The organism is Bacteroidota bacterium (genome assembly GCA_016718825.1).
Classification (GTDB): domain Bacteria; phylum Bacteroidota; class Bacteroidia; order J057; family JADKCL01; genus JADKCL01.
The window spans coordinates 24,065-48,935 of record JADKCL010000025.1; the positions used below are offsets into that span (position 1 = coordinate 24,065).

Here is a 24,871-nt window from a genome sequence, read left to right on the forward strand (position 1 = left end):
CAGGAAACGGGAGACGTGTGATCCAAGAGTTGGCCCAGGGCACGGTCGTTGTTGTAGAACCACGTGGAACTTTTATAGCTCAGGCGGGTCTCCTTGCCGAGGTTGTTCACGTAGCGTGTGAGGAGATGTGGTTTCTTGCCTGCCATGAGGTCGATGTAGCGCAGAGGCGCCTGGGCGTGCTCGGGCAGGCTGGATGTCCAGACAATGCAGGCAGTGCCATTGCCGAGGATGTCGCTCACAGACACCGTATTGGGGCGGGCGGTGGAGAGAAAGGGCACGATGTCTTGGGCCTCGCTCCAGGCATTGCCGCTCAGGTTCAGCCAAGCCTTGCAACCTCCATGCGTGAGGTAGAGCAGGTCCACATTGCCCGTGCCGCTGAGGTCTGCCAATTTGAGTTGGCCGGGATCGAAGAGATCGGGATGGGTAAACCACGGGGCATTGGCCATGGCGACGCGGGCCCCGAAGCGCCCGTAGCCGAGGTTGGGCCAATAGCTGACCTCGCCGTTGCGCACACGCACGATGTCTTGCAGGCCGTCCCCGCACATGTCTGCGAGGAAGACGCTTTGCGATTCGTCGCTAAAGACCAAGGCAGGCCCATGCTCCTCGTTTCCTGCCTTGGGCGATCGTTGTGCCGATCCATAGCCCTGCTTGCCCAGCGCCTCGTGCCAGACGAATGCATTTTCCTCGGAGATCAGGATATCCGCCTTGCCATCACCATTGAGGTCCAGCATTTTCTGGTGGGCATTTTCCCGCTTGGCATTCAGGATCTGGGGGAATGCTTGGAAAGGCAGCCACTGCAAGTCGTCGCTCAATTCGAAGTAGCCTTGGAGGCTCTTGTCATGGACGACGATTTGTTTCTGGCCATTGTTTTCCAAATCTTGCAGACTCAGGGCACCGCCCGAGACGAAGCCTGAAAAGGAAGGACGCGGCGCGACCAACGTTTGGTGGTCCAGGTGGATTTGCCCGTCTTCGTTGCGGTCGCCGGCATTGCGCTTGTAAAACCATCCATTGGCCTGCTCGCTCAGGATGCCGGGAATGCCTTCTCCCCACAGGTCCACCCATTGGTAAGGACCGTCGATGCCCGAGGGCAGGTTTTCCTGCGAAGCCTTGTCGAGGGTATGGATGGTATTGTCCCAGTCGAGGGGCTGGTAGCTGAACTCCAATGCGGGCAATGATTTTTTGGAATATTGGCCGTTGGACATGCTGTGGTAGCCGTTTTGGGTGACGCTGCTGAGGTAGCTGAGTTCAGCGTCTTGGCCTGCGCCCACGCCCGAGGACGTGTAGCCAAGGTCCAGGGAGCGCACGAGGCAGGGTTGCCCAGCCTGCAAGTCCGGGAATGTGTGAAACATGAGCACCCGCTGCAAGAGGCGGTAGCTCCTCACTTCAAAGCCCGGGCGGTAGGTGCTGAAGGGGTCGGGCCGCAGTGCCCAATCCTGGCCGGGCACCTCGGCAGGCGTTGGCAGGGTGGCGTGGTGCTCGCCGTAATCAAGCACAGCCTCGAAGCGGTAGGCACCCACATAGTTGGGCGGCAACATGGCGTGGACGGCATCGCGGTAGCAAGGTGTCGCGTTGCCATACCGGATCGATTTCAGGTAAAGGTTGCGCTGCAGTGCATTGCCGTTGAGGCGATTGCGCTCAGCGATCGTGTTGGGCACGCCTTGCAGGTTTTCTGGCTTGTAGGTGAATGCGATGCAATTGCCGCGGTCATCTAGGCTGAAGTCTGGTAGCCATTGGAAGACCCTGCTGGGGTCGGCGGGATCATGCAAGCGGCTTGCAGGGCTCGTGCCGAAATAAGTGATGTGGTTGTCTTTGGAGATCGTGCGCCACCACGTGTCGTTGCCCTGCCGGATGCGCTCAATCCTTGCCACATTGGATTCAAGACGTGGTCGATAGACTTGGACTTGGAATCCCGCAATCGTGTCTGCATCGGGCACCCAATGCCCGCCCTGCCACCGCAGCGCCGGCACCAATTCCTCGGCACCTGAAAACATAAATGTGTCGTCGGCATCGTTGTACCGCGGCAGTCGGCGGTCGGTGCGCCGCTGGATCGAGGTGCCGTCGAGACTCCAACCGATGCCAGCGATGCTGTTGCCGCTCCCCGAGTTGTAATTCAGGGCGAGGGATGGCGTGTAGCCGTTGCGGCCGGCCGATAGCGGAACCTTGACGCTGAACGAAGAGGTGCCGTTGCTCGGGTTCATCTTGAATTGCTCGTCGATCCCCTTGATGGCCCCGCCGCCCTTGGGCAACGTGACGCTAGGGACATCGATGGCGATGCCATTCTTCTTTTTGCTATCGGGTGCCGCGCTGTTGGCGGAGGCGTTCACCGAGGGGGTGGGTGTATGCGGGGCGGTATTCTTGTCTAGCATAGATGATACAAATTCAAGAAGTCGTAAGGCTCAAAAGGAGCCAATATTGCGTTTGTGCCCAAGCGGCATTTTATCAAACATCCTTCCATAAGCATGGCACACCGTGTAGGCAAGGCAAGACCAAACCGATATAAAAAAGCGATCTACAAGCAAATACGTCTATCGCTATTCTCAATCACGATGCATCTCATGGGCCGAGGTGCTATTGTGGCGGAATAGGCATCACTTTGGCCAAACGCCAAGGATACATTGTCATCACCAAAAAATGCTTAAATCGAGGGTGATGCCTTCACAATGGCACGATGCCATTCTCTAACATCCGTTTAGTCACTTTATAAAATCAAAGTTAAGACAATCATCGAAAGAGGCAAATGACTTAAAAGAAAAAAACGTATATTCAACAATCAAATACCCAAAAAAGTAAACACCCAAGAATTCAACACCAACAATGATTCTGTAAATTCCATAAATTCTGCTAATTCTGATCCACTATGGCAAAGGCATCAACCCCACATCCCATCCAAGGCAAAATTGGAAACCTCATTTACACCGTCAGAAACGGCAAGCAATTTGTCCATGAGGCTCCCAAGGAATACGTTTTCCGGCAAGGCACACCTGCACACGGCCTCAACAGACGCGAATTTGCCGGCGCAGCCAAAATTGCCTGCGAAATCTACAATGCCCTCAAACCGGAAAAGCCGCGCAAATGGCAGGTTACCAATCCCGCCGATGCCCCCGGTCCGATTTTTAAAGCCTATTCGCAAAATGTGTTGACGGGGATCCTCAAAAAAGCCTCCGAAGCAGAGGCCAAACGCAAGCACAGGTACTACCATTTTGCGGATCGTTTTCTGTTTCGGGACGCTGCCGTAGCCCTGAAGGGTCTTGACCTGAGCAAGAACGACGACACGGCAGGCCATGTCAGATTTATTCCAATTGGACCGCAGCACAACCCCACTGCGATTCGTATCCTTGGCTTGACCAAAGCCGCGGAGACAATTCCGGCCCATGGAAATGCCCGCCTCGAAGTCCGTTTTCACATCCGGCAAGTCAGGTTCGTGGAACGTTTTTATTCCGAATCGCATGCGGCATGGATCACCCAAGAAGAACAGAAGGGCGAATCCAAAAAAACGGGCACCTCCAAGCAAAAGTCCACACAACCCAGTGATTGGATTCCCTTGGACATCCTGCCAACCGAAGGGATTTCGATTGAGCTACCAGCCTGGGAACCCGATGCAACCTACCTGACTGCAATTCTCATAGAATGGCGCGAGATGCGCAAAGTAGGCCAGAAAACGATTCGCCATCACGCCTTTGGCATTGCACGCATCGTATCCGCACATGCGCCCGCCGCAGTCTGGGAAGCCCAAGACGCCAAATCTTTAGAAAGGCAAAAACCCGCTGCCCACCATACCCTTCCGACGGCCATCCTGAACCAAACTGCAATGCCAAGGGTCAACCCCTACACGAATCCCAAAGCCTACATCTCAGCCGCCCTAGCCAAAATGCGACAAACGTAAAAATGTCGTTTTAGCGCTCCCAACCATCTTTTCTTCCATCAACGCCAACCGCGTCAGGCTACGCCATGCCTCAAATCCAGCCTTCCCACAGCCGGATTGTCCAAATTGTACCAAAACCAGCACTTTCCAAGAGATACTGTCTTGACCTGAAATAGCTATACACCTGAAAAGTGTGTAACTATTAATTTGGAAGATAGACATGAGTAAGAATGACGGAAAAGTAGGCAAGATAATTGCCCATGTTTCGCCTGCGAAGAAGAAAGCTGCGGTGGATGCAATCCTTGCCGGGACGATGACGCGGCGTGAGGTTGCGGAGCAACTAGGGGTTGACAAGTCGACGGTTCGCGATTGGCTGAAAAAGTCTGGCGCGTTGATGGATTGGCCTGCGAAGGCAAGACCCGATGCTGCCACGCGCCGCCGGCTTGCGGTAGCCGTCCAGGGCGGGTACATGACCGTCGAGGAGGCAATGGCCGAGGCGGGCTTGGTCTATCCACGTACGGTCTCAGTTTGGATCAAGGCACTGGATGGCGAGATTGCGCAGCCGGAAAAATCGGTGCTAGACAAGGTGGATGAGCAAGAGGGTGCATTGGCACAGGAAAACAGGGATTTGAGGGCAAGGTTGGCCAACTTGCAATTGCAGTTGCTCGCGGCCGAAACGGTAATCGAGGTGGCCGGGGAGGAGCTTGGGCAAGACCTTCGAAAAAAGTATGGTTCCAAACAGTAAAGCGCATGCACACGAAGTACAAGGGCATCGGCGTCAGGGTGCTCTGCGAGCTGTTCGGGAAGACGCGACACGCATATTATGACCGTATTTGGAGCGAAACAGAGTGGGAAAGGACCAAGGTCGCCGTACTGGCAATTGTCGCGGTGGTGAGGAGGCGCCAGCCCAAGCTCGGGACACGCAGGCTTTATCACAAGATCGAGGTTCGCTGGCCAACAACGACCTGAAAGTGGGCAGGGACACGCTCCACGAGATCCTGCTGGATGCCGGGATGACGATCAAGGTCAAGCGGCGCATTGGCCCAAGGACGACGGATTCCAACCACGGTTTCCCGCTGTATCCGAACCTCGTCAAGGGCGTCGTGCCCACAGGCCCGAACCAGCAATGGGTGTCGGACATTACCCTACCTGTCGCTGACGGATTGCTTCTGCTTCCTGAGTCTGGTGACCGATGCCTACTCGCACATGATCGTCGGCTACAACCTCAGCCTCTTGATGACCGCCGAGCAGACCATCGTGGCACTTGAAATGGCCTTGGCAACGCTTCCAGAGGGCGACATCGACCTGATCCACCACAGCGACCGTGGCAGCCAATACGCCTGCTACGCGCATACAGGGATTCTTATCGCAAGAGGCATCCGCATCAGTATGACTGAGGACAGCGATCCCAGGGACAACGGCATCGCCGAGCGCGTAAACGGCATCCTCAAGGACGAGCAGGGACTTGAGATGAAGTTTGGATCGTTCGAGGAGGCTTGGGAGAAAGTGCAGGAGGCCATCGAGATTTACAACTACGAGCGGCCACACGGGAGTATCGATTACCTCTCGCCGGCAGAGGCCCACAAAATGAGCGGTCCGATCCCCAAGCGGTGGAAATACTGGCATCAGCGCAAAGGGAGGCAGGATGTGCCAGCGTGACGTAGGTTTCTTCAGGCATCTGCCGATTGCGTATGCCGATAAAAAGTGCGGCCCCCAATCACTCGGAGGCCGACACGGCATTACGCCTACGGGTCGGGCTATTCCTCTTCGGTGGTTGCTCCTCAGCAGAGCCACCGTCCGCTTCACCCGACACGCGAAGTTAGGCATACCCTAGGAATCGTTGAGCCACATCCCTACCTTCGGCTCGGATACGAGGGCTGTATAGCCATTTCAGGCTCGACAACGAGGGGGTGTATAGCTATTTTAGGTTCAATAAAAAGGGTGTATAGCCAGTTCAGGTTCAGCGCCCCTAAGTGTATAGCTATTTCAGGACGAAGCAATACATATATAATAGGTAGCCAAAAGCAACCAACAACACCGCTTACCACCGCCAAAGGTTGATCCAAACACCATCAAGATTCCATCCTGACTGTTGCAGCATACCATCACCCGTCCGACAATCTAGCCCTTCAACTGCCGCACACCTCCGCTCAAAGTCCCCTCTGCCAATAGGCGCATTGCATTTGCATGTAGCGCAACGGCAAGCCGCCGACGCCTTGTCCTCGAACTGCTTCCTCAAACTCGCCAGCCAGAGGCTGGATGCAGCGTCGGCGTTTCGGCGGGACGCCGACGCCTCAAAGTCGGCACCGCCGACCGATTCCCCCTCTCCAAGAGCCTTCAAAATCTCTGATAAAGAAGGCGTTGGAGAGGGGCAGGGGTGAGGCGATCAAAAAAGGCGGCAAGCCGCCACCAATAATCCTTCCGCTGCAAAGCCGCAGGGCCCCGCTTTGGCGCCGACCCAAACAGTCGCCGCCAAAGCGAATAATCGTAGGACCCACCCAACCACGGGCTTCCGCCCGTGGCTACCGACAGACGGCACCTTCGGCGCGAACGACAACACATACAACCAACAATGACTCAATTTCAGAACCAACCCGATCACAAAGCGACCATTGAATGAATTGCCAGATGCTTAAGCTTCTGGACCCCAAAGGCAAAGCCAACCCCTCGTCCTCAAACTGCTTCCTCAAACTGTATATGGCACCGCCGACCGACATGACCCCTTCTCCATGGCCTTCAAAATCACCGATGCCGAAGGACATGGAGAAGGGGCAGGGGATGAGGCGACAACCAAGCGGCAAGCCGCGGACAACAAATCTTCCCCCAACAAATTCAACCCTCGAGATGGTTCTGCTATCAAATCCTGTAAGGACCTAAATTCTGCTCCCGAATTTCGCCAGCCGGAGGCTGAAAACAGCATCCGCGTATTGGCGGGACCCCGCTTCGCGGGCCACGCGCCAACGCATCAATCGGCACTGCCGACCAAAACCACCCGACAAACAAAGTCCTTCCCATCCACCAAAATCCGCAAGGAATAAATCCCCGGCAGGTATCCCCGCAGATCCAGACAAACGCGGTTTTCTTCCTGTAACATAAAAGCAGGCTGAACAATCCGCCCCAAACCATCCATAAGCAAAATCCTGCCGTCACCTATTCCCGGAAAGTCGATGCAACAATGATCCTTACAAGGATTCGGACTGACAACCGGCCGTGCCTGCCCTTGCGCCAAAAGGACCTTGGTCCCCAAATCTTGCACTTGCCCATTGGCGTCGATTCCTTGAAGGCGGTAATAGGTCCTGTCGCCCGCAGTGGGCCAATCTTGGACTTCATACGACCCTGCATTCCCCGTCGCTGTAATTTCTGCAACGGGTAGCCACTGTTGCAGATCCTGACTTTTGGTGACGGCGAAGGTCAGGGCTTGCCATTCATCGGCGGTCGTCCAAGTGACGTGAGCTTGGCCTGTTTCCGATTCGGTCACATCAAAACTCGTGAGCGTCACCGGAAATGGAACCGCCACCGTGACCGTGATGTCATCGATGATAAATCCGCACGTGGTATTCACAACAAATTGATGGAAGATGTTGAGCGTATGCGAAGTGGCCGTTGCTGTGAAGAGAAACGTCGACGGCGAAAGCGCCCAAATCGTATTCGTGCGGGAATCGGTCGTGTTCAGGTTCGCAATGGTCACGCCGATCGTCGCCGGATTCGGCCCGGGACAGCCGCCGAGCCTTCGGGAAGCCACATAATTCAGGTTGTACACCGTTCCCGGAACAAGGCCATTGATCGTTTGGCAAAGTCCGACAAGCACGTCGATTTCGGCAACCGTATTCGCAGTCGGACCGCCGTAGACACTCTCCGGATTGGTTTCAGGCGTGCAACCCCAATTGGCGGTGCCGCTCGTGAAACCGCTGTTGAGCACAACTTGTCCGACAGACAACGTCCAAGTCAAGCAAGACAGTATGGCCAGCAGAAACAGCCTTTTCATAGTAGATGTTGGTTGCGCCGCAGGGGGCAGTCGGAATACGGATCCCTCTCAATTTCAAGGGGAAGGTAATGAATTTATCGCAGACCTGCTACCGAGGCTTCCTTCGAAAACGCATCAGCAAGAAGGCCAGCCCAATTCCCAGCAAAACGCCAATGCACAAAACCTTCCATTCGGCAACGAATTTGTCAAGGAACCCGGTTTTGTCCTGACCACCGCGCGCCGCCATTTCCCGCTCCCAATAGGCGAGGTCATAAATCGGACGCTGGAAATCAATCGGAGCCAGCGAAAACAGGCTCGTCGTCACTTTCCCTTCGGCGTCGACATGCACCTGCCAAAAGGCATCTTCCTCGGTGTCGCCCAAACCTGCGGCAAAGTAGTGGCGTTTTTGATCCTGCGAATGGCCTTCAAACACGGGCAAGGACCAGCTTGCGCCGATGTCGCCGCTGAACCAATAAATCGGGCGGTTCATCGCCAATTTTCCTACCGCATCAAAAACGAGCTTCAACGTGTCCAGGTCCACCTTGTCACGCAACGGCTCATTGGCAAATTCGTCCATTCGCTCAAATTCCGGTTCGGCCAAGGCCCACATCAGACGATGCGAAAAGACAAACAAGTTTTGGCCGCCATCGCATTCGGAGGGCAGGGCCTGCAACTGCTTCAACAATTCATGCCCGCGGTGCTGAAGCAGCTTTTCCGTGTTGAGGAAGATGAATTGGTCGCCATAGGCGCGTTGGCAAGGTAATTCGGCGCCGATCGACGGAGGCAAACTCCCATCTGCCAACAAATCATGGTTCCCGGGAACCAAAATCATCGGGCACCCGAATGCCTCCAAGGTATGTTGGTACTGCGCGACCTGCTGCGCATTGTCCGAATTCCGTACCACATCGCCCAAGGCAAAGACCCAGTTCGGTTGCGCAGCTTTGATTTTGTCGACCGCACCCAGCAAACTCGCCGCCGGCCCTATCGATTGATAATTTTCGTTGGCGCCGTACCAATGTCCTGCTGCAAGAAAGGTATAGCCAGTAGTGGCGATGGGTGCTGCAACTGTATAAAGCGAAGCACTGGGTAGTTCGCGAACCCTGTCAGATGCCACCAATTCGTTTTGAGCGGACAATTGGGACGGAATCAGAAAGATGATTGCCACCAAGGCACCTAGGCACCAAGTGGAGCGTGTGTGTCTTCGTGTCTTCGTGCCTTCGTGGCAAAATTTCTGACCCATTTCGTGGTACATCGGGGTAAATATCGCCAGAGTTTGGGGATTTTCGGCAGAAACCGTATCTCTGTGGTATGCAGAAAATGTTTGTGGTTGCTTCGGTTCTGATCGTGGTTGCCGTCGGGGTGATTGCCCTGTTTTGGTGGCCGATTGTCTTTTCGTTGGCGATTTTCGGGCCATTGATTGCCTTGGGAATTGCCGACATGCTGCAGACCAAACAGACCATTCGCCGAAATTATCCCCTGCTCGGACGCGGTCGTTACTTCATGGAATTTCTGCGTCCCAAGATTTACCAATACTTCGTGGAGAGCGACATCGATGGCCGTCCGTTTTCCCGCATCGACCGGTCGGTGGTCTATCAGCGGGCAAAAAAGGAACTCGACACCGCCCCCTTTGGAACCCAACTCGATGTTTATGCAGAAGGCTACGAATGGGTGAATCACAGCATCGCCGCCCTCGACCACCATGCCGTCGAGGAGGATCCGCGCATCACCATCGGCGGACCAGACTGCAAGCAGCCTTATTCGGCAAGCATCCTCAACATCTCGGCAATGAGCTACGGTTCGCTGAGTCCCAATGCAATCATGTCCTTGAATGCCGGTGCCCAAATTGGCGGATTTGCCCACAACACCGGCGAAGGGGGCATTAGCAAATACCATCTGGAAAACAAAGGCGACCTCATTTTCCAAGTCGGAACGGGTTACTTCGGAGCGCGCGAACCAGGCAAGGAAGGCTTTTCTCCGAAGGCATTTGCAGAGAATGCGATTCGGCCCGAAGTGAAATTGATCGAATTGAAACTCTCGCAAGGCGCCAAGCCCGGGCATGGCGGCATCCTTCCGGCACAAAAAAATACCCCCGAGATTGCCGCCATCCGCGGCGTGCAGCCGGGCACCACAGTCAATTCGCCGCCCTACCACACCGCCTTCCATACGCCGCTCGAAATGATGTTATTCATCGGGCAGCTCCGCGAATTGTCGGGCGGCAAGCCTGTCGGATTTAAGCTCTGCGTCGGCCAAAAAAGCGAATTCCTCGCGCTCTGCAAAGCCATGGTGGAGACAGGAATCAAGCCCGATTTCATTTCGGTGGATGGGGGAGAAGGCGGCACCGGCGCCGCGCCCGTCGAATTCAGCAATTCTGTTGGATGGCCTTTACGCGACGGATTGGCCTTTGTGTACGATGCCTTGGTGGGTTTTGACCTGAAAAAGGACATCCGAGTGATCGCTGCAGGAAAGGTGGCCACCGCATTTGACATTTACCGTGCATTGGCCATCGGCGCCGACGGATGTAGTGCCGCGCGGGCTTTTATGCTTTCCTTGGGTTGCATCCAAAGCCTCGAATGCCATAAAAACATCTGTCCCACAGGAGTTGCTACGCAAAAACCCGAATTGATGAAAGGACTTGTCGTGGCTGACAAAAAGCAACGCGTCGCCAATTTTCATGGCGAAACGGTCAAAGCCTTCCGCGAATTGTTGGCCGCTACGGGGCTGAAACATTCGACGGAGATCAACCGCGCCCACCTGAACCGAAACGAAGGTCAGACCCTCATTGCCCGCTACGACGAAAGTTATCCCTACATCGCCACGGGCAGCTTGCTGCAGGCGCCTTACCCGGATGGCTGGACCAAGATCATGGCGGAAGCAAGCGCCGCGACATTCACCCGTCAAGCTTTGCCGCGATGATCACCTATCCTGAATTGGGCTTGCCGGAAGCCTGGAAGCCGCTTTTTAAGGCCATGGCCGATGCCGGCTGGGAACTGGAGGCCGCTTTGGGGCCGCAAGAACAATTGGATTGCCGCGATGTCCTCCAATTTTCAGGCTACGGGCGCAAGTGTTGGCTTTGCCTGTTGGTCGAGCCCGAATGGTGCGGCAACAACCTCCAATCCGGTGGATTGACCGTTGTCGGATTGTCGGAGGAGCTACCTGGAAACCGTTCAACGGCCGAGGAACACGCACTTCTTTTGTCTGGGGCTTGGGAAGAGGAGGTAAATGGATTTGTGGATGATTTTTTTGCGAAAAACAAGGCAAAAATATGGCGTAGATTGTTGATCGACAATGAAATGTGTGCGTAACATTAATTTAACATCCGGGAAATATCTAGCACAAGAAGTTTGGTCAGCTTTGTAATGCTGTATAAAGCGGCGACAAGATTATGATAGCTGAAACATCGGCCCCAAACGGGCCTGAAACAAAGGCAAAAGAAACTGGCTCCTATTCGCGTATGTCATTTGCAAACTCGTTGATACAGAAGCTGGTCCCAAAAGATAAAAGATTTTATCCATTGTTTGACGCCCATGCAGAGGCTGTCAATGCAGCTGCCACCAGCTACTTTGACCTGCTCATGGCCAAGGATCCAATGGAGCGCCGCAAACATGCAGACAGCGTGAGTGCAGCTGAAGTGAAGGGCGATGAGTTGATTCACAGTGTGATTACCGAGCTTACCGCAACTTTTCTGACTCCTTTTGACCGCGAAGATATCCACCGTTTGGCAACTACGCTCGATGGCATTTTGGATGAACTCAATGGCGGTGCACGTCGCGTTGTCCTCTATGAAGTGACGACGATTCCCAATCAGCTTTTGGACTTGGCTGCTGACATCCGCGCTTGTGGTTTGGCTGCGGTGGAAGCGGTGCACATGCTCAAGACATTGCGCCACCCAAAGCAGTTGGCAGCCAAGATCAAAACCATTCAGGAACACAAGTCACGCGCGGAAGAGACCTTCCTGCATGGCATGGCTAGTCTGTATGGCGGCGACTACGAAGGCAACTCCGTGCTGAAGCTCAGGGAGATCTTCTACGCAACCGACAATGCAATGCGCTACTTTGCAGAGCTCTCCTTTGCATTGGAGGCCATTCTCATCAAGACCACTTGAGTTTTAACTTCCTCCAATGACCACATTGCTGATTGTGATCATCATCCTAGCATTAGGATTTGATTACATCAATGGATTTCACGACGCCGCAAATTCGATTGCGACTGTCGTTTCCACACGTGTACTTTCGCCAACACAGGCGGTGATCTGGGCTGCAGCATTCAACTTTGCAGCCTTTTTTATTTTCAAGGATCACGGCGTCGCCAATACGATCGCCAAAACTGTTCAGGAACAGTTTGTTACACTAGGGGTTATCACCTCCGGACTCATTGCAGCGATTATATGGAACCTGCTCACTTGGTGGCGCGGCATCCCTTCAAGTTCGTCACATACCCTGATCGGTGGATTTATGGGCGCTGCCATTGCACATGCAGGTTTTCAGTCCCTCAATCCCGAACCTATCATCAAAACAGCCTCTTTTATTCTCTTGGCCCCTTTTCTGGGAATGATTGTTGCGATGCTGATGTCCCTATGGTTTTTGCACAGCTTCAAAAAAGCTTGGTATCCCAAAATTATCAGCCTTGTCGTCATTCTTGGGGTTTCTTGGTTGGTGTACTCCAAAATGGAATTCAAAAAGGATTTCGCTGGCGGCTCGGTTTATACCTTGAAGTTTGATGCACCCATTGAAAAGGACAAAGTAAAAAAGGCCTTCACTTTTGTCGATGAGAAGGAAAAGGAATATGCGCCTGTCGTGAAATTGGGGAAGGATGAATCAGGCAAGGCCGACGAAACGAAAACCCTCTACACGATCAAAACGGGATTCCTTAAGAAAAAGGGCGAAACCACCATAGACCCGGCCTTGACGAAAAAGGTCGAAGAAGGCATCTCAAAAACGAAGCTTACGGCTGTTGTGACCGAATCGCACCGCGTTTTGGAAGATTCCCCTGAGCGTTTTGACATTTCCCATTTGAAGGCGAATTACGATGCCTATTGGCTCAAGGTCATTTTCCATGGCTCTAATTTCAAGTGGCTGTTGCTCGCATTTATCGCCTGGATTGTCGGGATATTCACACTGTCTCTCAGCAGCCTCAATCATGCCTCAGCCGAACGTTGGTTCAAGCGGATGCAACTTGTTTCTTCTGGTGCATTCAGCATCGGGCACGGTGGCAACGACGCCCAAAAGGTCATGGGGATCATTTCAGCGGCATTGATCGCAGGGAAGGTCATTCCGGACTTTGAACACATGCCTGACTGGGTGCCATTGGCCTGCTACGCAGCCATTGCAGCCGGAACCATGAGTGGCGGATGGAAGATCATCAAGACCATGGGCAGCAAAATCACTAAGGTGACGCCGTTTGAAGGCGTAGCAGCAGAAACGGCTGGCGCGGCAATTCTGTTCATGTCTGAAAACTTAAAAATTCCAGTTTCCACAACCCATACCATTACTGGCGCCATCATTGGCGTTGGTGCGACCAAGCGCCTTTCCGCTGTGCGTTGGGGCGTTACGACACGTTTGCTCGTTGCTTGGATCATCACGATCCCTGTTTCGGCAGGAATGGGCGCGGTTTGTGGGGGGGGGGGCAAGGGGGGGGGGGTTTTTTTGCGGGGGGGGGGGAAGGAGGGGGGGGGGCAGAAGGGAAAGGCCGGCCGGGGTGGGGGGGAGGGGTGGTTGGGGGTGTGCGGTTGTTGCTGGTTGTCAACGATCTTCGGTTTTCGCCTTTCGGTTGCTGACATGTTGTAATGGCTTGTGTACAACAATTTTTTCATTGGAGCCTAAGGGTTTGTATTTTCGCGCCATTCTTAGGAAAACAATGAAATTAGCTACCATCCCCGAAATGCAGGAAATGGCCGATCAAGTTCGGCGCGACATCCTACGCATGGTTCATGCCGTCCAGTCGGGTCACCCCGGCGGATCCATGGGCTGCACGGAATTCTTCATTTCCCTGTACTTCAACCACCTGCGCCACGACCCCAAAACCTGGACGATGGATGGCAAGGAACAAGACCTGTTTTTCTTGTCCAATGGCCATATTTCGCCCGTTTGGTACAGCGTTTTGGCCCGGAGCGGCTATTTTTCCGTGGATGAATTGGCCACCTTCCGCAAGATCAATTCGCGGTTGCAGGGACACCCCGGCACCAAAGAAGGTCTTCCAGGCGTGCGTGTAGCCTCCGGTTCGCTGGGGCAAGGCATGTCCGTCGCCATTGGCGCGGCGCAAGCCAAGAAGCTCAACGGAGACAAGCATATCGTCTATACCCTCCACGGCGACGGCGAATTGCAGGAAGGCCAAATCTGGGAGGCGGTGATCTATGCCGCCGCCAAAAACGTGGACAACATGATCTGCACCATCGACCGCAACATGCAGCAAATCGATGGACCGACGGAAAAGGTGATGTCCCTCGGCGAATTGCGTCCAAAATTTGAAGCCTTTGGCTGGCTAGTCTTGGAAATGAATGGCCACGACTACGTCGAGGTCCTGAATACCCTGGAAACCGCCCGTCGTGCTACCTACCGTGGTAAACCCATCGCGATCATCATGCACACGGACATGGGCCGCGGCGTGGACTTCATGCAAGGCACCCACGAATGGCATGGCAAAGCGCCCAACGATGAGCAATTTGCACGCGCCATGGCGCAAATTCCGGTAACAAGGTTTCTTGACTATTGAACCGAATGGTGGAGAGTTGAGAGTGGAGAGATGAGAGTTCCACTATCAACTCTCCACTTTTAACTCTCAACTCTCCACTCCCACCGTCAATCCTTTATAAGTCATCATGTTAATTTCCACTGGCAAAAAAGATACCCGCTCTGGCTTTGGTCAGGGATTGTTGGAACTCGGTCGCAAAAATCCGGAGGTCGTCGCACTTTGCGCGGACTTGATTGGTTCGCTCAAGATGGAGGCCTTCCTCGCCGAATTTCCAGACCGGTTTTTCCAAGCTGGCATCAGCGAAGCCAACATGATCGGCATGGCGGCCGGATTGACGATTGGGGGCAAGATCCCTTTTACAGGAACCTTTGCCAATTTCAGCACGGCGCGGGTCTATGATCAGATTCGTCAGAGCGTCTGCTACAGCAAGAAGAATGTCAAAATCTGTGCAAGCCACGCCGGCTTGACATTGGGCGAGGACGGTGCGACCCACCAAAGCCTCGAAGACATCGGCATGATGCGGATGTTGCCTTATATGACCGTGGTCGTGCCTTGCGATTACAACCAAACCCGCCTCGCAACCTTGGCCATCGCCGAGTTTGACGGTCCCGCTTACCTCCGTTTCGGTCGTCCGAAATGGGATATTTTCACGCCCGCCGAAGATCCGACTTTCCAGATTGGGAAGGCGCAGGTATTGGTCGAAGGCACGGATGTGACCTTGATCGCATGTGGGCACATGGTCTGGATCGCGTTGCAGGCTGCGCAGCAGCTCGCATCCGAAGGTGTCTCTGTCGAGGTCATCAACATGCACACGATCAAACCCCTCGACGAGGAGGCCATTTTGAAGTCGGTCCGTAAAACCGGCCGCGTGGTCACCGCCGAGGAACACATGCGCAACGGTGGCCTCGGCGATGCCGTCGCCCAAGTGCTGTCGCGTCACCTGCCTTCGCCCCACGAATACGTGGCTGTCAATGACACATTTGGCGAAAGCGGCTTGCCCGAAGAGTTGTTGGAGAAGTACGGGCTGGGCGAAAATGACGTCGTGGCTGCGGTGCGGCGGGTGATTGCAAGGTAGATTTTCAGCGAATCCACTTGAGCGTTTGTGACGGGCTTGGACTATTCATCGTCTTGGAAAGCTATTTGAAATAGGCACCAATTTTGACACGTTTTCGCCAGAAGATTCTGTGCATCTTTGTTGTGTTACCAAAAGCGCTCGCATGAAATCAGCCTTACCCAACGTTAACTCTCTTTCAACATGGGTATCAAAAATCAGTCTCACCTTCGACCGCCGCGCTGGCATGTAGCGGCTGTCTTCTCAGTTTTCCTGCTATTTTTTGCAGTCCCTGCTAATTTGAGCGCGCAACGGCCGCAATTCGCAAAGTGGAATCTCGGTGCCGTGGAAGGTATCAGTCCAATGAATGGGCTTTCAGGCTTGCCAACGGTGCGTGGACATTACCGCAATTGGAGCGCTGAAGTTTCGCCTTATCCATTCTGCGTCGGCCTTGGTGCCACTTACCATCTCCCCGTGTGGACCATTCTGAAAAAGATCCATTTCAATTTGGACGCCACCTTGTTTGCAGCACGTCAAAATGGAAAGTATTGGGTCACGTTCCCCTTTTTCAGGCACATGAACAACCAAACCAACGTAGGCCTGCTCGCCGGACCATCCTTCTATTTCCTCAAGCGATGCAGCTTGCAAGGCATGTTGGGTGCTGCTTGGATTTCGCAGTATGGCGAACGGGAGTTTCAGCATTTTCCTGGCACCAAGAACTATATCTTTGAACAAGCTGCCATTTCCTTCGAAGTCAGGCTCTTTAACAACTTTGCCCAATGAAAACGCACACCAAAACTTGGATGCTCTTGGGCCTGATTGCCCTTTTTGGGAGCTGTCAAAAGGTTGAAGAATTGCCTTTGGCAAACAATGCATTGCTTCCATTGGCAGTTGGCAATACATGGACCTATACCGATACGATGATTGCGACGACTTCGCTTTCGACGATCGATACGATTGTTTCCGAAGTGACCTTCAGTGTCTTGAAGGAAACCTATATCGATACCTACAACAATTCTGGGAAACGCAACTTCCGTCGGTTCCGTGGCTGGGAATTGAGTTCGGGGTTGTCCGGATTGCCCAATAGAGGGATTTTCCCGGTTGAGGATACCCTTTGGGTGGATGGCTGGGCCCCTAACTTCCTGTTTGGGTTTGGCAATTGCCCGAGCGTCAAGGGTGCCATGGAGGTGGGTCCTGACTGGTTAAACAGTAGCGGCACAGTGGTTTCTCCAGGGCTCGCTTCCGGCTTGGCGGATGGTGCCGAAATGCCGGTGCACCCCATTTTCCATGACTTGCCGCGTTGCATTTTCCAATTGGGGTATGTGGGTTCGACACCATTGGTCTACACCATTGTTTTCGAACCATTGACCTACGACACCGACCCCGTGAGCCTGATGACGCCCGCAGGTGCCTTCAACTGTCGGAATTTTGGTTCCCAATTGTGGGCTGACGGAGTAGGCTTGGTGCAATTCCAATACGCTGGAGCCACCGCATTTCTGGATGAAAACGGCGCGTCAGTGACGGGGACCTTGAACTGGAAACGCAGTTTGACAAGCTATCATTTGGAGTGAGATCAGATGTTGGTCAATCAAAATGTTCCTGCCCTCTGAGCTGGGTTTGTCCAGAATTGTTTTCTATATTCACCAATACTTCGCGTCACGAAGGAGGTAACAAAACAATTTGACAAGCGATGAACAGCAAAATGGCCCGAGCAGGAAATTTGACTCTAAAAGCATGGACGACGTTGGGATTCGTTGTTTTGTTGATGATCAGTTCAACTACGCATGCCCAGCGTCCGCAGTTTCGGAAATGGAATGTCGGTGTTGTCGAAGGTGTCAGTGACTTGAACGGGCTGAGCCTTCTTCCAACGCTTTCGGGCCACTTTCGCAATCTTAGCTTGGAAATTTCACCTTATCCATTCAGTGTTGGCGGCATGGGGACCTACCATTCCCCTGTGTTGCCACTCTTCAAAAAGGCGCGGATCACTTTTGATGGCGCAGCATTTTTCACCCGCCAAAATGCGAATTGGTATGCCAAAATTCCGTGGCCCCAGAAATATGTAAACGTGACGCGGACGGGTGCGATGGCTGGAGCATCGTGGTTTTTCCTTCGCAGGTGCGCATTTCAAGTGCTAATTGGGGCGCAATACGTGAACTTTTTTGGTCCGGAGGAGCTGTTTTATTCTCCTAACCGGCGCAATTATTTCATTGAAACTGCTGCATTGTCCTTGCAGGTGAGGTTGTTTAAAAATTTCCAAGAATGAAAAAGGCCTCCATCGCATACCTATCCATTTTGCTGGTTTTCCTCGTTTCAAGCTGTGCAAAGGTCGAGGTCTTGCCCGAATCACAGAATGCCATGCTGCCCTTGGCGGTGGGCAACCAATGGGTTTATGTCGATTCGTTTTTTGTGACTTCATCTTTGCCGGGATTGGATACCTTGGTGACAGAAACCACTTATGACGTTACGCGGAAAAGGTGGATCGATCTATTTGTCGACAAAGGAAAGCCAACGAAGTCTTTACAACGTTGGCAAGGATGGGAAGTCACCAACACCGCAACTCGGTTTCCCAACACGATGATTTGGAAGGACGACACCTTGTTTTCAACGGGAGTTCCGCTTCTATTTAACTTTGGAAGTTCTACGGTTTGTAGCCGTGTGGTGGGAGAATTGGAGCAAAATGCACCCTTCATCATGACCACGAGCTACGATGGATTGCAGGTTGCGATGTATGCGAAGCCGGGAATCGGCGACTCCTTGGTTTATGTTCCTGCTTTTCATGATCTCAGGGAATGCGTGAACGACCTAGGGCCCCGCAACTATCAAGGCATTCGGTACAAGGTCATATTTCGGCCGTTGGTGGCAACAGCTACGCCTGTAATGGTCACCACCCCTGCTGGAACGTTTACATGCACCGATTTTGGGTCACAACTTTGGTCCCCGGGCATTGGGATGGTCCAGAGCTACCAAGAAGGCGAAGCCGAATTCGGAGACAATAATGGCATGCTGCAGACGGCGATCCTTAAATGGAAGCGCGTCCTGAAAAGCTATCAGTTGAACTAGCCCGCTAGAACTGAAAGTAGATAAAGGGCTGCAAGTCGCTGGAAATCGCTTGGTACACCAAGAAGATGACCCCGACCGTGATGGCGACTTTGCCCGCGAAGTGCATGCGCACAAAGTGCTGATAGACATGGTCCTTCATCCATTCGGGGAGCCAATGCACGACCATGCCGACAAACATCACATAGAATACCTTGAAGTAATTGTCGATCACAGCCGGGATATGCTCAAAGCCGAAGTTGGTGAAGATGTTGTGAATGAGTGCATTGGCAGTTTCCAAGTCGGGTGACCGGAACCAGATGCGCGTGAAGGAGATGAAGCTGAAGGTGAAAAACACCGACCAGACGACCCAATACCACTGTGTTTTGCCTTCGTAGGGGCTGATGCGTTTCCAGTATTTGTAGAGCACAAGTGCTCCGCCATTCAGCGCTGCCCAGATGATGAACATCCAGCTGGCGCCGTGCCAAAAGCCGCCGAGCAACATCGTGATGAGCAAGTTGCCGCTCATCGCCATTTCGAGGCGGGTATTCGGGAATTTGTAGTCGAGAAACAGGAAAATGAGGAGGAAGACCAGGCTTCCAAAAATGATGAATGGCAGTTGTTGTACGCCAAAGATCGCCGTTGCAATCAACGGCAACGAGAAATAGAACGCCCAAGTCATGAACGTGCTGCCCTTGTTGCCGCCCAAGGGCTTGTACAGGTAATCCCGCAGCCAAGTCGACAGCGAAATATGCCATCGCCGCCAAAATTCGGCAACGCTCCGCGCCTTGTACGGCGAATTGAAGTTCACCGGCAACCGGAATCCCATCAGCAACGAAATGCCGATGGCGATGTCGGTATAGCCCGAGAAGTCGGCATAGACCTGAATCGAATAGCCATAAATGCCCATCAGATTCTCAAAGCCCGTGTACAGCTCCGGATTCGCAAAAATCCGGTCCACGAAGTTCACGGCGATGAAATCCGCCAGGACCAACTTTTTGACGAGTCCCTTCAGCACCCAGATGATGGCGATGCCAAACTCTTGCCGCGAAACCTTGTAGGGTTGGTAAATCTGCGGGATGAATTCGGAGGCACGCACGATCGGTCCTGCCACCAACTGCGGAAAATAGGAGACAAAAAAGCCGAAGTCGAGGATGTTGCGCACGGGTTTGATCTGCCCGCGGTAAATGTCAATGGCGTAGGAAATCGTTTGGAAGGTGAAGAAGCTCACCCCAATTGGTGGAATCAACGAATCGATCGGGAAGTTTTTGCCCAGTTTGATGCCCATCCAACTCGCCATGTTGTTCATCCATTCATTGAAATGGTTGTGGTACACGATATGTGTCCCGAATAAGTCGTTGAAGGATTCGGTGAAGAAATAGCTGTATTTGAAGTAGCAGAGCACCAGTAGGTTATAAACGATAGCCGTGATCAGCCAAACAAGTTTGACCCGCTTCGTTTTGGCATCGTGGATCAAAAATCCGATGCAGTAATCAATGACCGTCGAGCTCAACAGCAGCACAAAAAAGAAACTGCCGGTCTTGTAGTAGAAGAAGATGCTGGCAATGAAAAGGAACGTGTTTCGCGCGAGGCGATAGGGGTGAATCAGGGTGAAAACACCCAATACAGCCGCATAGAAGCCCCAAAAGAAAAACTGCGTGAAGAGCAGCGGGGTCTTGAAATCCAATCCAAATATGTCGCGTAGCAGTTCCACTATTTCCTGTTCCTTATTTTGGATTGTTTTGATAAACGATTTTCAGATGCTGATCATAAGCCTGCATCAACGCATTGAACATCAAGTCAGCCACCAATTCGTAGCCGGGCTTGAGCAAATGTATCTTGTCTGAATTGGCCAAGCCTGCGGCGATCCAGTCCTTGATTGATCCAAGTCCGCCCATGACTTCAAAGAGGTCCCAAACCGCAGCATTGTGTTTTTTGGCAAGCTTGAGCATGGAAGCTCTTACTTTTTCGGCATTGCGGTTGGGGTACTTCTTTTGGTAATAGGTGTCATTGTTGGTCGTGAAGAGCACGACGGCATTGGGAGATGCGCGCTGCACCCTGACCACCAAGGAGTCGTAATTCTTTTCGAAGAGATGCGAATCAAACTCAGTCGTATTGGCGTCGTTGATCCCTACGGAAAAAATGACCAAATCAGGCGTGATGGCTTTCAAATGTTGCTCAAACAGCGAGCAGCGCAAGTAGCTTTTGGTCGCTGCGCCGTTTACGCCCATCGCGCTGTACACAAATCCGGGGTCGTCGCTTTCCATGCTGATGCCATACAGCGTAAAATGATTCTGCGAGGGCGCGGTTTTTTTGATTTCGATTTCGACGAAGGTTTGAAAGGAGCCCAATCGATGCGCTGAAAATCCGAGTGCGGTGTCCACCGCATAACTTGCGCTTACGCCGGAGTTGACCACACGGGCAGTGTAGCTTGTGCTATCGGTATCTTGAAAAATGCGTACGCGGTTAAATTCGTACTGCGGATAATCAGCCCCTCGGAAAAAGACCTTGATGCGGCAACTGCTGTCGCGCGTGGTGGCAGAAATGCCTGTGAGGCCAAGGTCACAGGCACGGTTCCATTGTACATTCCGGCAGCTTTCCCACTGACCGGTATATTCCGTGTGATAGTTGTAGGGGTTGTTGGTGCGGGCCATGGTAAAAGGAAACAGCAATCCGCGGGTAGCCTCTGTGCCGGGAAAAAAATGCTGTAGGCGCTGCCGCATGCGGTCGCTCCACATATCTGCCTGTATATGCGATCCGCCAATATGCACGACCTGCACTTGCCCGCGACCGCTGAACAGCACTTGATCAAATTTCTTGAACAACCTTTCGTAGGCATCCGGAGCGCCAGGAAAGGTCAATTGGTTTTGGTCGGCATGGAGAAACGGATATTGATTGACCGCGTAGGGATAGTCTTGTTGGCCGAATGCAGCTCCGCAAAGCAGGGCAAAATTTGCCAGCAAAAAGCCAACCACCCGCAGGCGAAGTCCCATCCGCAAGCTATGAAGCATCAACTTTCTCAATTGACCCGTGCTTGATGATAGGCCTCATAATCGGCCATGAAAGACTTGATGAATGCCTCGGCAATGATCTTTGCGCCGCCCGGTGAGAAGTGGACGTAATCGGCAGCCGCAAGGGAAGGCTTGGCTTCGACCCAGGTAATCATCGAATTGTGCCCACCCATCGCTTCGTAGATATCAAAAAATCCTGCGCCAGCATCAAATGCCGCCTTGCGTAGCGCGTCTCGAATATCCACCAAATTGGGGTAGGTCTGCATTTCGCCATCCACCTTCGTACTCATGTCGCCCGGTCCAATCACAATGATGGCAGCTCCAGGCACCAAGCCCTTCAGGTAATCAATTTGTGCCTTGAAGCTGCGGCCGTAGTTGTCGGCTGCCTTCTTGTCCTTGATATACGGAACCGTATTGCCGCCGTACTGAAGCAAAAGCAGCTTAGGATTCAAACTGTCGAGCATCGGCTTGAAGGGGATGTGTTCCAAACTCGTAAAAGTCGTCCCGGAACTGCCGCGCATCGAAATATTGTCCAAGGCCACGCCCCCATCTCCTTCCAAGCTCAATCCGTAGATGTCAGGACTGTCAAAGCCCTCCATGATGATCATGATTTTCTTGGGCGTGCTGTTGAATCGCCAAGTCTTGACCTTCAGCGTCTTGTTGGCGGGCAAGGTTTCATCCGCAAATAGCACGTCGTCCAAGAATACCTTGACGTTGACATCACTCCGGTTGAAACCGTAGTACATTTTGAGTTTGGTAAAGGTCTTGCTCGTGGCATAAGCAGATCCGGGCACACCAATGCTCAACCATCCAGTATGTGTTTCTGATTCGGTAAATGCGGAGTCAGGAACGATCGGCGCAAATCGGCTGAAAATGGCCATTGCACCGTAGCGACGATGTTTTACCGACTTGTCAATTCCGCCATACTGCGCGTAGCGCCGCATATTTTCCGAGGCTTCTTGGACGACCGACATCGAACTTGTCAATGGCTTGCCAGCCACCAACCCAGGACCTGTGCCTCCAAACCGCTCCTGCATCCGTGCTCGGAATAGCCCGCTCATGCGGTCACCCTCGATTTGCGAATCGCCAAAGTGGATCACGCGAACAGGCTTTTGACTTTGTTGTGCCTTTTCCAAAGCTTCGAATGCCGGGAAAAGAATGCTCGGGTCATCGTTGGGGTATTGAATCGTATTGGGTGGCCGGTTCATGTTGGCGGCCTTTGCAAATTGAGCAGTGGTATCCAGTGCCGCCTGTGTTTTGGAATCGATGGGTGCTGCCAAAGCAGCCAGAATATCATCGAGATCTTTCGCTTCGTTGGTATCAGCTTCAAAAAAGTCGTTCCAAGTCGGAAAATAGGCTGTAAAACCCGGAATCACGGTAAGGTTGGTCCCGACAAGCTTGACTTCCGGAATTTTTACCCCTTGTTTCGGAAAAACAAGTGCGATCAAACCTAATACGCAGATCACTGCTGTCACAAAACCGAGCACATACTGTGGCTGCAACGACTTGCCTTCGGGCGCCGTCTCCGGCGGTAATTTCCCTGGCGAATGGGGGACGCCTGTTTGCTCACCACGGACTTTTGACGTGTGTGCGGCATCTTGCGAGATGTCGGGACCTGCCTGCGGATCGATCTTGTGAGGAGGAATCACTTGGCCACCTTGGGGATTTTGAGCTGCATGCCCGGTTGAAGTTTGGTGTTCACGCCATTGGCTTTCATGATGGCCTCTGTGGTGACACCGGGATATTTTTTGGCAATCAACCAAAGGTTGTCGCCCGATTTGACCGTGTAAATCGTATAGCCTGCGGCGGCAGGCTGCGGCTTGGGTTGCACGATCACGGGCTCCTTTGATCCTGTCAAAGCCTGTTTTTCCGCAAATGTCATCGTTTCCACGCGTGCATACCGAGAAAGATCAGCCTTTGGAACGTAGATTTTGAGCTTTTCTCCGGCCTTGATGCGGTCGGATGTGAGTCCGTTCATTTCGCGGAGGTCCTTTACCGGAACACCGTGCCATTGCGCGATGAGGCCGACGTTGTCGCCCGATTTGATGGTGTAGATCAGGGGCAAAGTGCCGGTGGGCGGCGCATAGGGTTTGGGTGGAACGGGCTTGGCCGGCTCGGGTCTCGGGGCATCGTTGGTTTCCGCACTTGTTGCTTCTGGTTTGGGCTCCGGTTTTTTGGTCTCGGCATCCTTGCGCATTTGCAGGGTATAAATCGAGTCTTTCAATTCGGCGAATCGGGTTCCATATCCCTTTGGGAGGCAGAGTTGGACGGGCATCCCAATACCCGGGATGACCTCCGTACGGCACACCGGGTTCATGTTGCGCAATTGGTTTTCAGGTATGCCAAGCGCATTGGCGACATGCGTGAAGCGCAATGGTTCCTGCAACTGAATGCGGTCGGGTAATGGCATCACCTCCATTGCCAGTTGCTTGAGCCCAAGCTGTTTGGCATGCGACATCACGTAAGCGACAGCTGCAAAGGCAGGAACAAAGTCGCGTTTGCCTTCAGGAAGAAACGGATACATCTGTTCAAAATTTGCGCGCGCTCCTGCGCGCTCCCTTGCACGTGCGATGCTTGCAGGGCTGCACGTATAGGCAACAAGTGTCAGCGCCCAGTCGCTGTACAGCCTGTTCAAATCATACAAATGGTTAAGCGCAGCGCGGGTACTTTTGTACAGATCACGACGCTCGTCGACCGTTGCATTGCAAATCAGACCTTGGCGAACTGCAACAAAATAGTTGAGTTGCCAGAGTCCGGCGCTGCCATCCTCGGAAGTCGCACGTAAATGGGAGGCAGACAAGGCTGCAGGCAAATAGGCAAAGGCGGGGGGCATTTGCATTTCGACTAGCCTGCGCTCGATCACGGGAGCATAAATATTGGAAACGCCGAGCATTGCCTCGGTCGTGCTGCGGCGCTGTTTGGTAAAGAAGTGGATGAATTCCTTGACACGGGGACCAAAATCGATACGAATCTCTCCCAGAGTCATCCGTAGTTCCCGGCTCAACTGATCGTCAACAGGAAGCGGAAGTGGTTCAGGCGCAACGCCTTTGTTCAGCTCATTGGCGCGGGCGTTCATAACTTCCCAACTGCTTTCAAGCCCATCCATGTGCAAAATCAGCTGTGCTTGCGCATTGAGTCGGTGACGCGTCGAAATTGGCTGCCCCAAAAGCTGATTCGCCAAAACGATCGTCACCAGCCCCAAAAGCAGGCTATTCAATCCAAAGGTTCTGAAAGGGCACATTCCCACAGTTCGAAATTAG

20 protein-coding genes and 2 pseudogenes are annotated in these 24,871 nt (G+C 53.1%); 14 read left to right on the forward strand and 8 right to left on the reverse strand.

All coding sequences use genetic code 11. The features are described 5' to 3' along the window. Window positions 1-5: 5 nt before the first annotated feature. Together IPN95_21890 and IPN95_21895 are read right to left on the reverse strand one after the other, a co-directional pair. Window positions 6-1,349 (reverse strand): annotated as a pseudogene (locus IPN95_21890) (hypothetical protein). Continuing rightward, window positions 1,335-2,366 (reverse strand): annotated as a pseudogene (locus IPN95_21895) (hypothetical protein). The pseudogenes IPN95_21890 and IPN95_21895 overlap by 15 nt, the downstream one beginning before the upstream one ends. Before the next feature lie 491 nt (window positions 2,367-2,857). Between IPN95_21895 and IPN95_21900 the strand changes: the two are divergent. From IPN95_21900 to IPN95_21915, 4 genes are all read left to right on the forward strand, one after another. Further along, window positions 2,858-3,883, forward strand: coding sequence for a hypothetical protein (locus tag IPN95_21900; GenBank protein MBK9452020.1), 1,026 nt, complete (start codon window positions 2,858-2,860; stop codon window positions 3,881-3,883). Window positions 3,884-4,082: 199 nt separating this feature from the next. Next, a complete protein-coding gene (locus tag IPN95_21905; protein MBK9452021.1) occupies window positions 4,083-4,607 on the forward strand; it encodes a helix-turn-helix domain-containing protein in 525 nt (174 codons plus the stop codon). A gap of 5 nt (window positions 4,608-4,612) precedes the next feature. Continuing rightward, window positions 4,613-4,831, forward strand: coding sequence for a hypothetical protein (locus IPN95_21910; GenBank protein MBK9452022.1), 219 nt, complete (start codon window positions 4,613-4,615; stop codon window positions 4,829-4,831). A 216-nt stretch (window positions 4,832-5,047) separates the two neighbouring features. After that, complete coding sequence (locus IPN95_21915; GenBank protein ID MBK9452023.1) at window positions 5,048-5,521, forward strand: transposase; 474 nt, start codon at window positions 5,048-5,050, stop codon at window positions 5,519-5,521. Between the two features lie 1,306 nt (window positions 5,522-6,827). Here IPN95_21915 and IPN95_21920 read toward each other — a convergent pair. Together IPN95_21920 and IPN95_21925 are read right to left on the reverse strand one after the other, a co-directional pair. Beyond that, the gene (locus tag IPN95_21920; protein MBK9452024.1) at window positions 6,828-7,847 is read right to left on the reverse strand and encodes a hypothetical protein; all 1,020 of its coding nucleotides are present in this window, start codon (window positions 7,845-7,847) and stop codon (window positions 6,828-6,830) included. Between the two features lie 88 nt (window positions 7,848-7,935). Next, window positions 7,936-9,078, reverse strand: coding sequence for a metallophosphoesterase (locus IPN95_21925; protein MBK9452025.1), 1,143 nt, complete (start codon window positions 9,076-9,078; stop codon window positions 7,936-7,938). Window positions 9,079-9,134: 56 nt separating this feature from the next. Here IPN95_21925 and IPN95_21930 point away from each other — a divergent pair, with 56 nt between their 5' ends. The 10 genes from IPN95_21930 (at window position 9,135) to IPN95_21975 (ending at window position 18,624) form a co-directional block, all read left to right on the forward strand. Beyond that, window positions 9,135-10,739, forward strand: a complete 1,605-nt coding sequence (locus IPN95_21930; GenBank protein MBK9452026.1) for an FMN-binding glutamate synthase family protein — start codon at window positions 9,135-9,137, stop codon at window positions 10,737-10,739. Then, window positions 10,736-11,128: a hypothetical protein gene (locus tag IPN95_21935; protein ID MBK9452027.1), complete on the forward strand. Its 393-nt coding sequence runs from the start codon at window positions 10,736-10,738 to the stop codon at window positions 11,126-11,128. The genes IPN95_21930 and IPN95_21935 overlap by 4 nt, the downstream gene beginning before the upstream one ends. A gap of 209 nt (window positions 11,129-11,337) precedes the next feature. Continuing rightward, window positions 11,338-11,928, forward strand: a complete 591-nt coding sequence (locus tag IPN95_21940) for a DUF47 family protein (protein ID MBK9452028.1) — start codon at window positions 11,338-11,340, stop codon at window positions 11,926-11,928. A gap of 16 nt (window positions 11,929-11,944) precedes the next feature. Beyond that, window positions 11,945-13,609: an inorganic phosphate transporter gene (locus IPN95_21945; protein MBK9452029.1), complete on the forward strand. Its 1,665-nt coding sequence runs from the start codon at window positions 11,945-11,947 to the stop codon at window positions 13,607-13,609. A gap of 70 nt (window positions 13,610-13,679) precedes the next feature. Then, the gene (locus IPN95_21950) at window positions 13,680-14,534 is read left to right on the forward strand and encodes a transketolase (GenBank protein MBK9452030.1); all 855 of its coding nucleotides are present in this window, start codon (window positions 13,680-13,682) and stop codon (window positions 14,532-14,534) included. Between the two features lie 106 nt (window positions 14,535-14,640). After that, window positions 14,641-15,588, forward strand: a complete 948-nt coding sequence (locus tag IPN95_21955) for a transketolase family protein (protein MBK9452031.1) — start codon at window positions 14,641-14,643, stop codon at window positions 15,586-15,588. A 180-nt stretch (window positions 15,589-15,768) separates the two neighbouring features. Then, window positions 15,769-16,347, forward strand: coding sequence for a hypothetical protein (locus IPN95_21960; GenBank protein MBK9452032.1), 579 nt, complete (start codon window positions 15,769-15,771; stop codon window positions 16,345-16,347). Continuing rightward, a complete protein-coding gene (locus IPN95_21965) occupies window positions 16,344-17,135 on the forward strand; it encodes a hypothetical protein (GenBank protein MBK9452033.1) in 792 nt (263 codons plus the stop codon). The genes IPN95_21960 and IPN95_21965 overlap by 4 nt, the downstream gene beginning before the upstream one ends. A 194-nt stretch (window positions 17,136-17,329) precedes the next feature. Then, entirely contained in the window at window positions 17,330-17,827 is a 498-nt protein-coding gene (locus tag IPN95_21970; GenBank protein ID MBK9452034.1) for a hypothetical protein, read from the forward strand. Continuing rightward, window positions 17,824-18,624, forward strand: a complete 801-nt coding sequence (locus IPN95_21975; protein ID MBK9452035.1) for a hypothetical protein — start codon at window positions 17,824-17,826, stop codon at window positions 18,622-18,624. The genes IPN95_21970 and IPN95_21975 overlap by 4 nt, the downstream gene beginning before the upstream one ends. A 4-nt stretch (window positions 18,625-18,628) precedes the next feature. On the opposite strand, the gene IPN95_21980 is transcribed toward IPN95_21975, so the two are convergent. The 4 genes from IPN95_21980 to IPN95_21995 are packed head-to-tail and all read right to left on the reverse strand — an operon-like array spanning window position 18,629 to window position 24,828. Further along, the gene (locus IPN95_21980) at window positions 18,629-20,314 is read right to left on the reverse strand and encodes an MBOAT family protein (GenBank protein ID MBK9452036.1); all 1,686 of its coding nucleotides are present in this window, start codon (window positions 20,312-20,314) and stop codon (window positions 18,629-18,631) included. A 13-nt stretch (window positions 20,315-20,327) separates the two neighbouring features. Beyond that, window positions 20,328-21,623, reverse strand: coding sequence for a hypothetical protein (locus IPN95_21985; protein MBK9452037.1), 1,296 nt, complete (start codon window positions 21,621-21,623; stop codon window positions 20,328-20,330). Continuing rightward, window positions 21,620-23,260 (reverse strand): hypothetical protein, encoded by a 1,641-nt coding sequence (locus IPN95_21990; protein MBK9452038.1) that lies wholly within the window; start codon window positions 23,258-23,260, stop codon window positions 21,620-21,622. The genes IPN95_21985 and IPN95_21990 overlap by 4 nt, the downstream gene beginning before the upstream one ends. Next, window positions 23,257-24,828, reverse strand: a complete 1,572-nt coding sequence (locus tag IPN95_21995; protein ID MBK9452039.1) for a LysM peptidoglycan-binding domain-containing protein — start codon at window positions 24,826-24,828, stop codon at window positions 23,257-23,259. The genes IPN95_21990 and IPN95_21995 overlap by 4 nt, the downstream gene beginning before the upstream one ends. Window positions 24,829-24,871 lie beyond the last annotated feature (43 nt).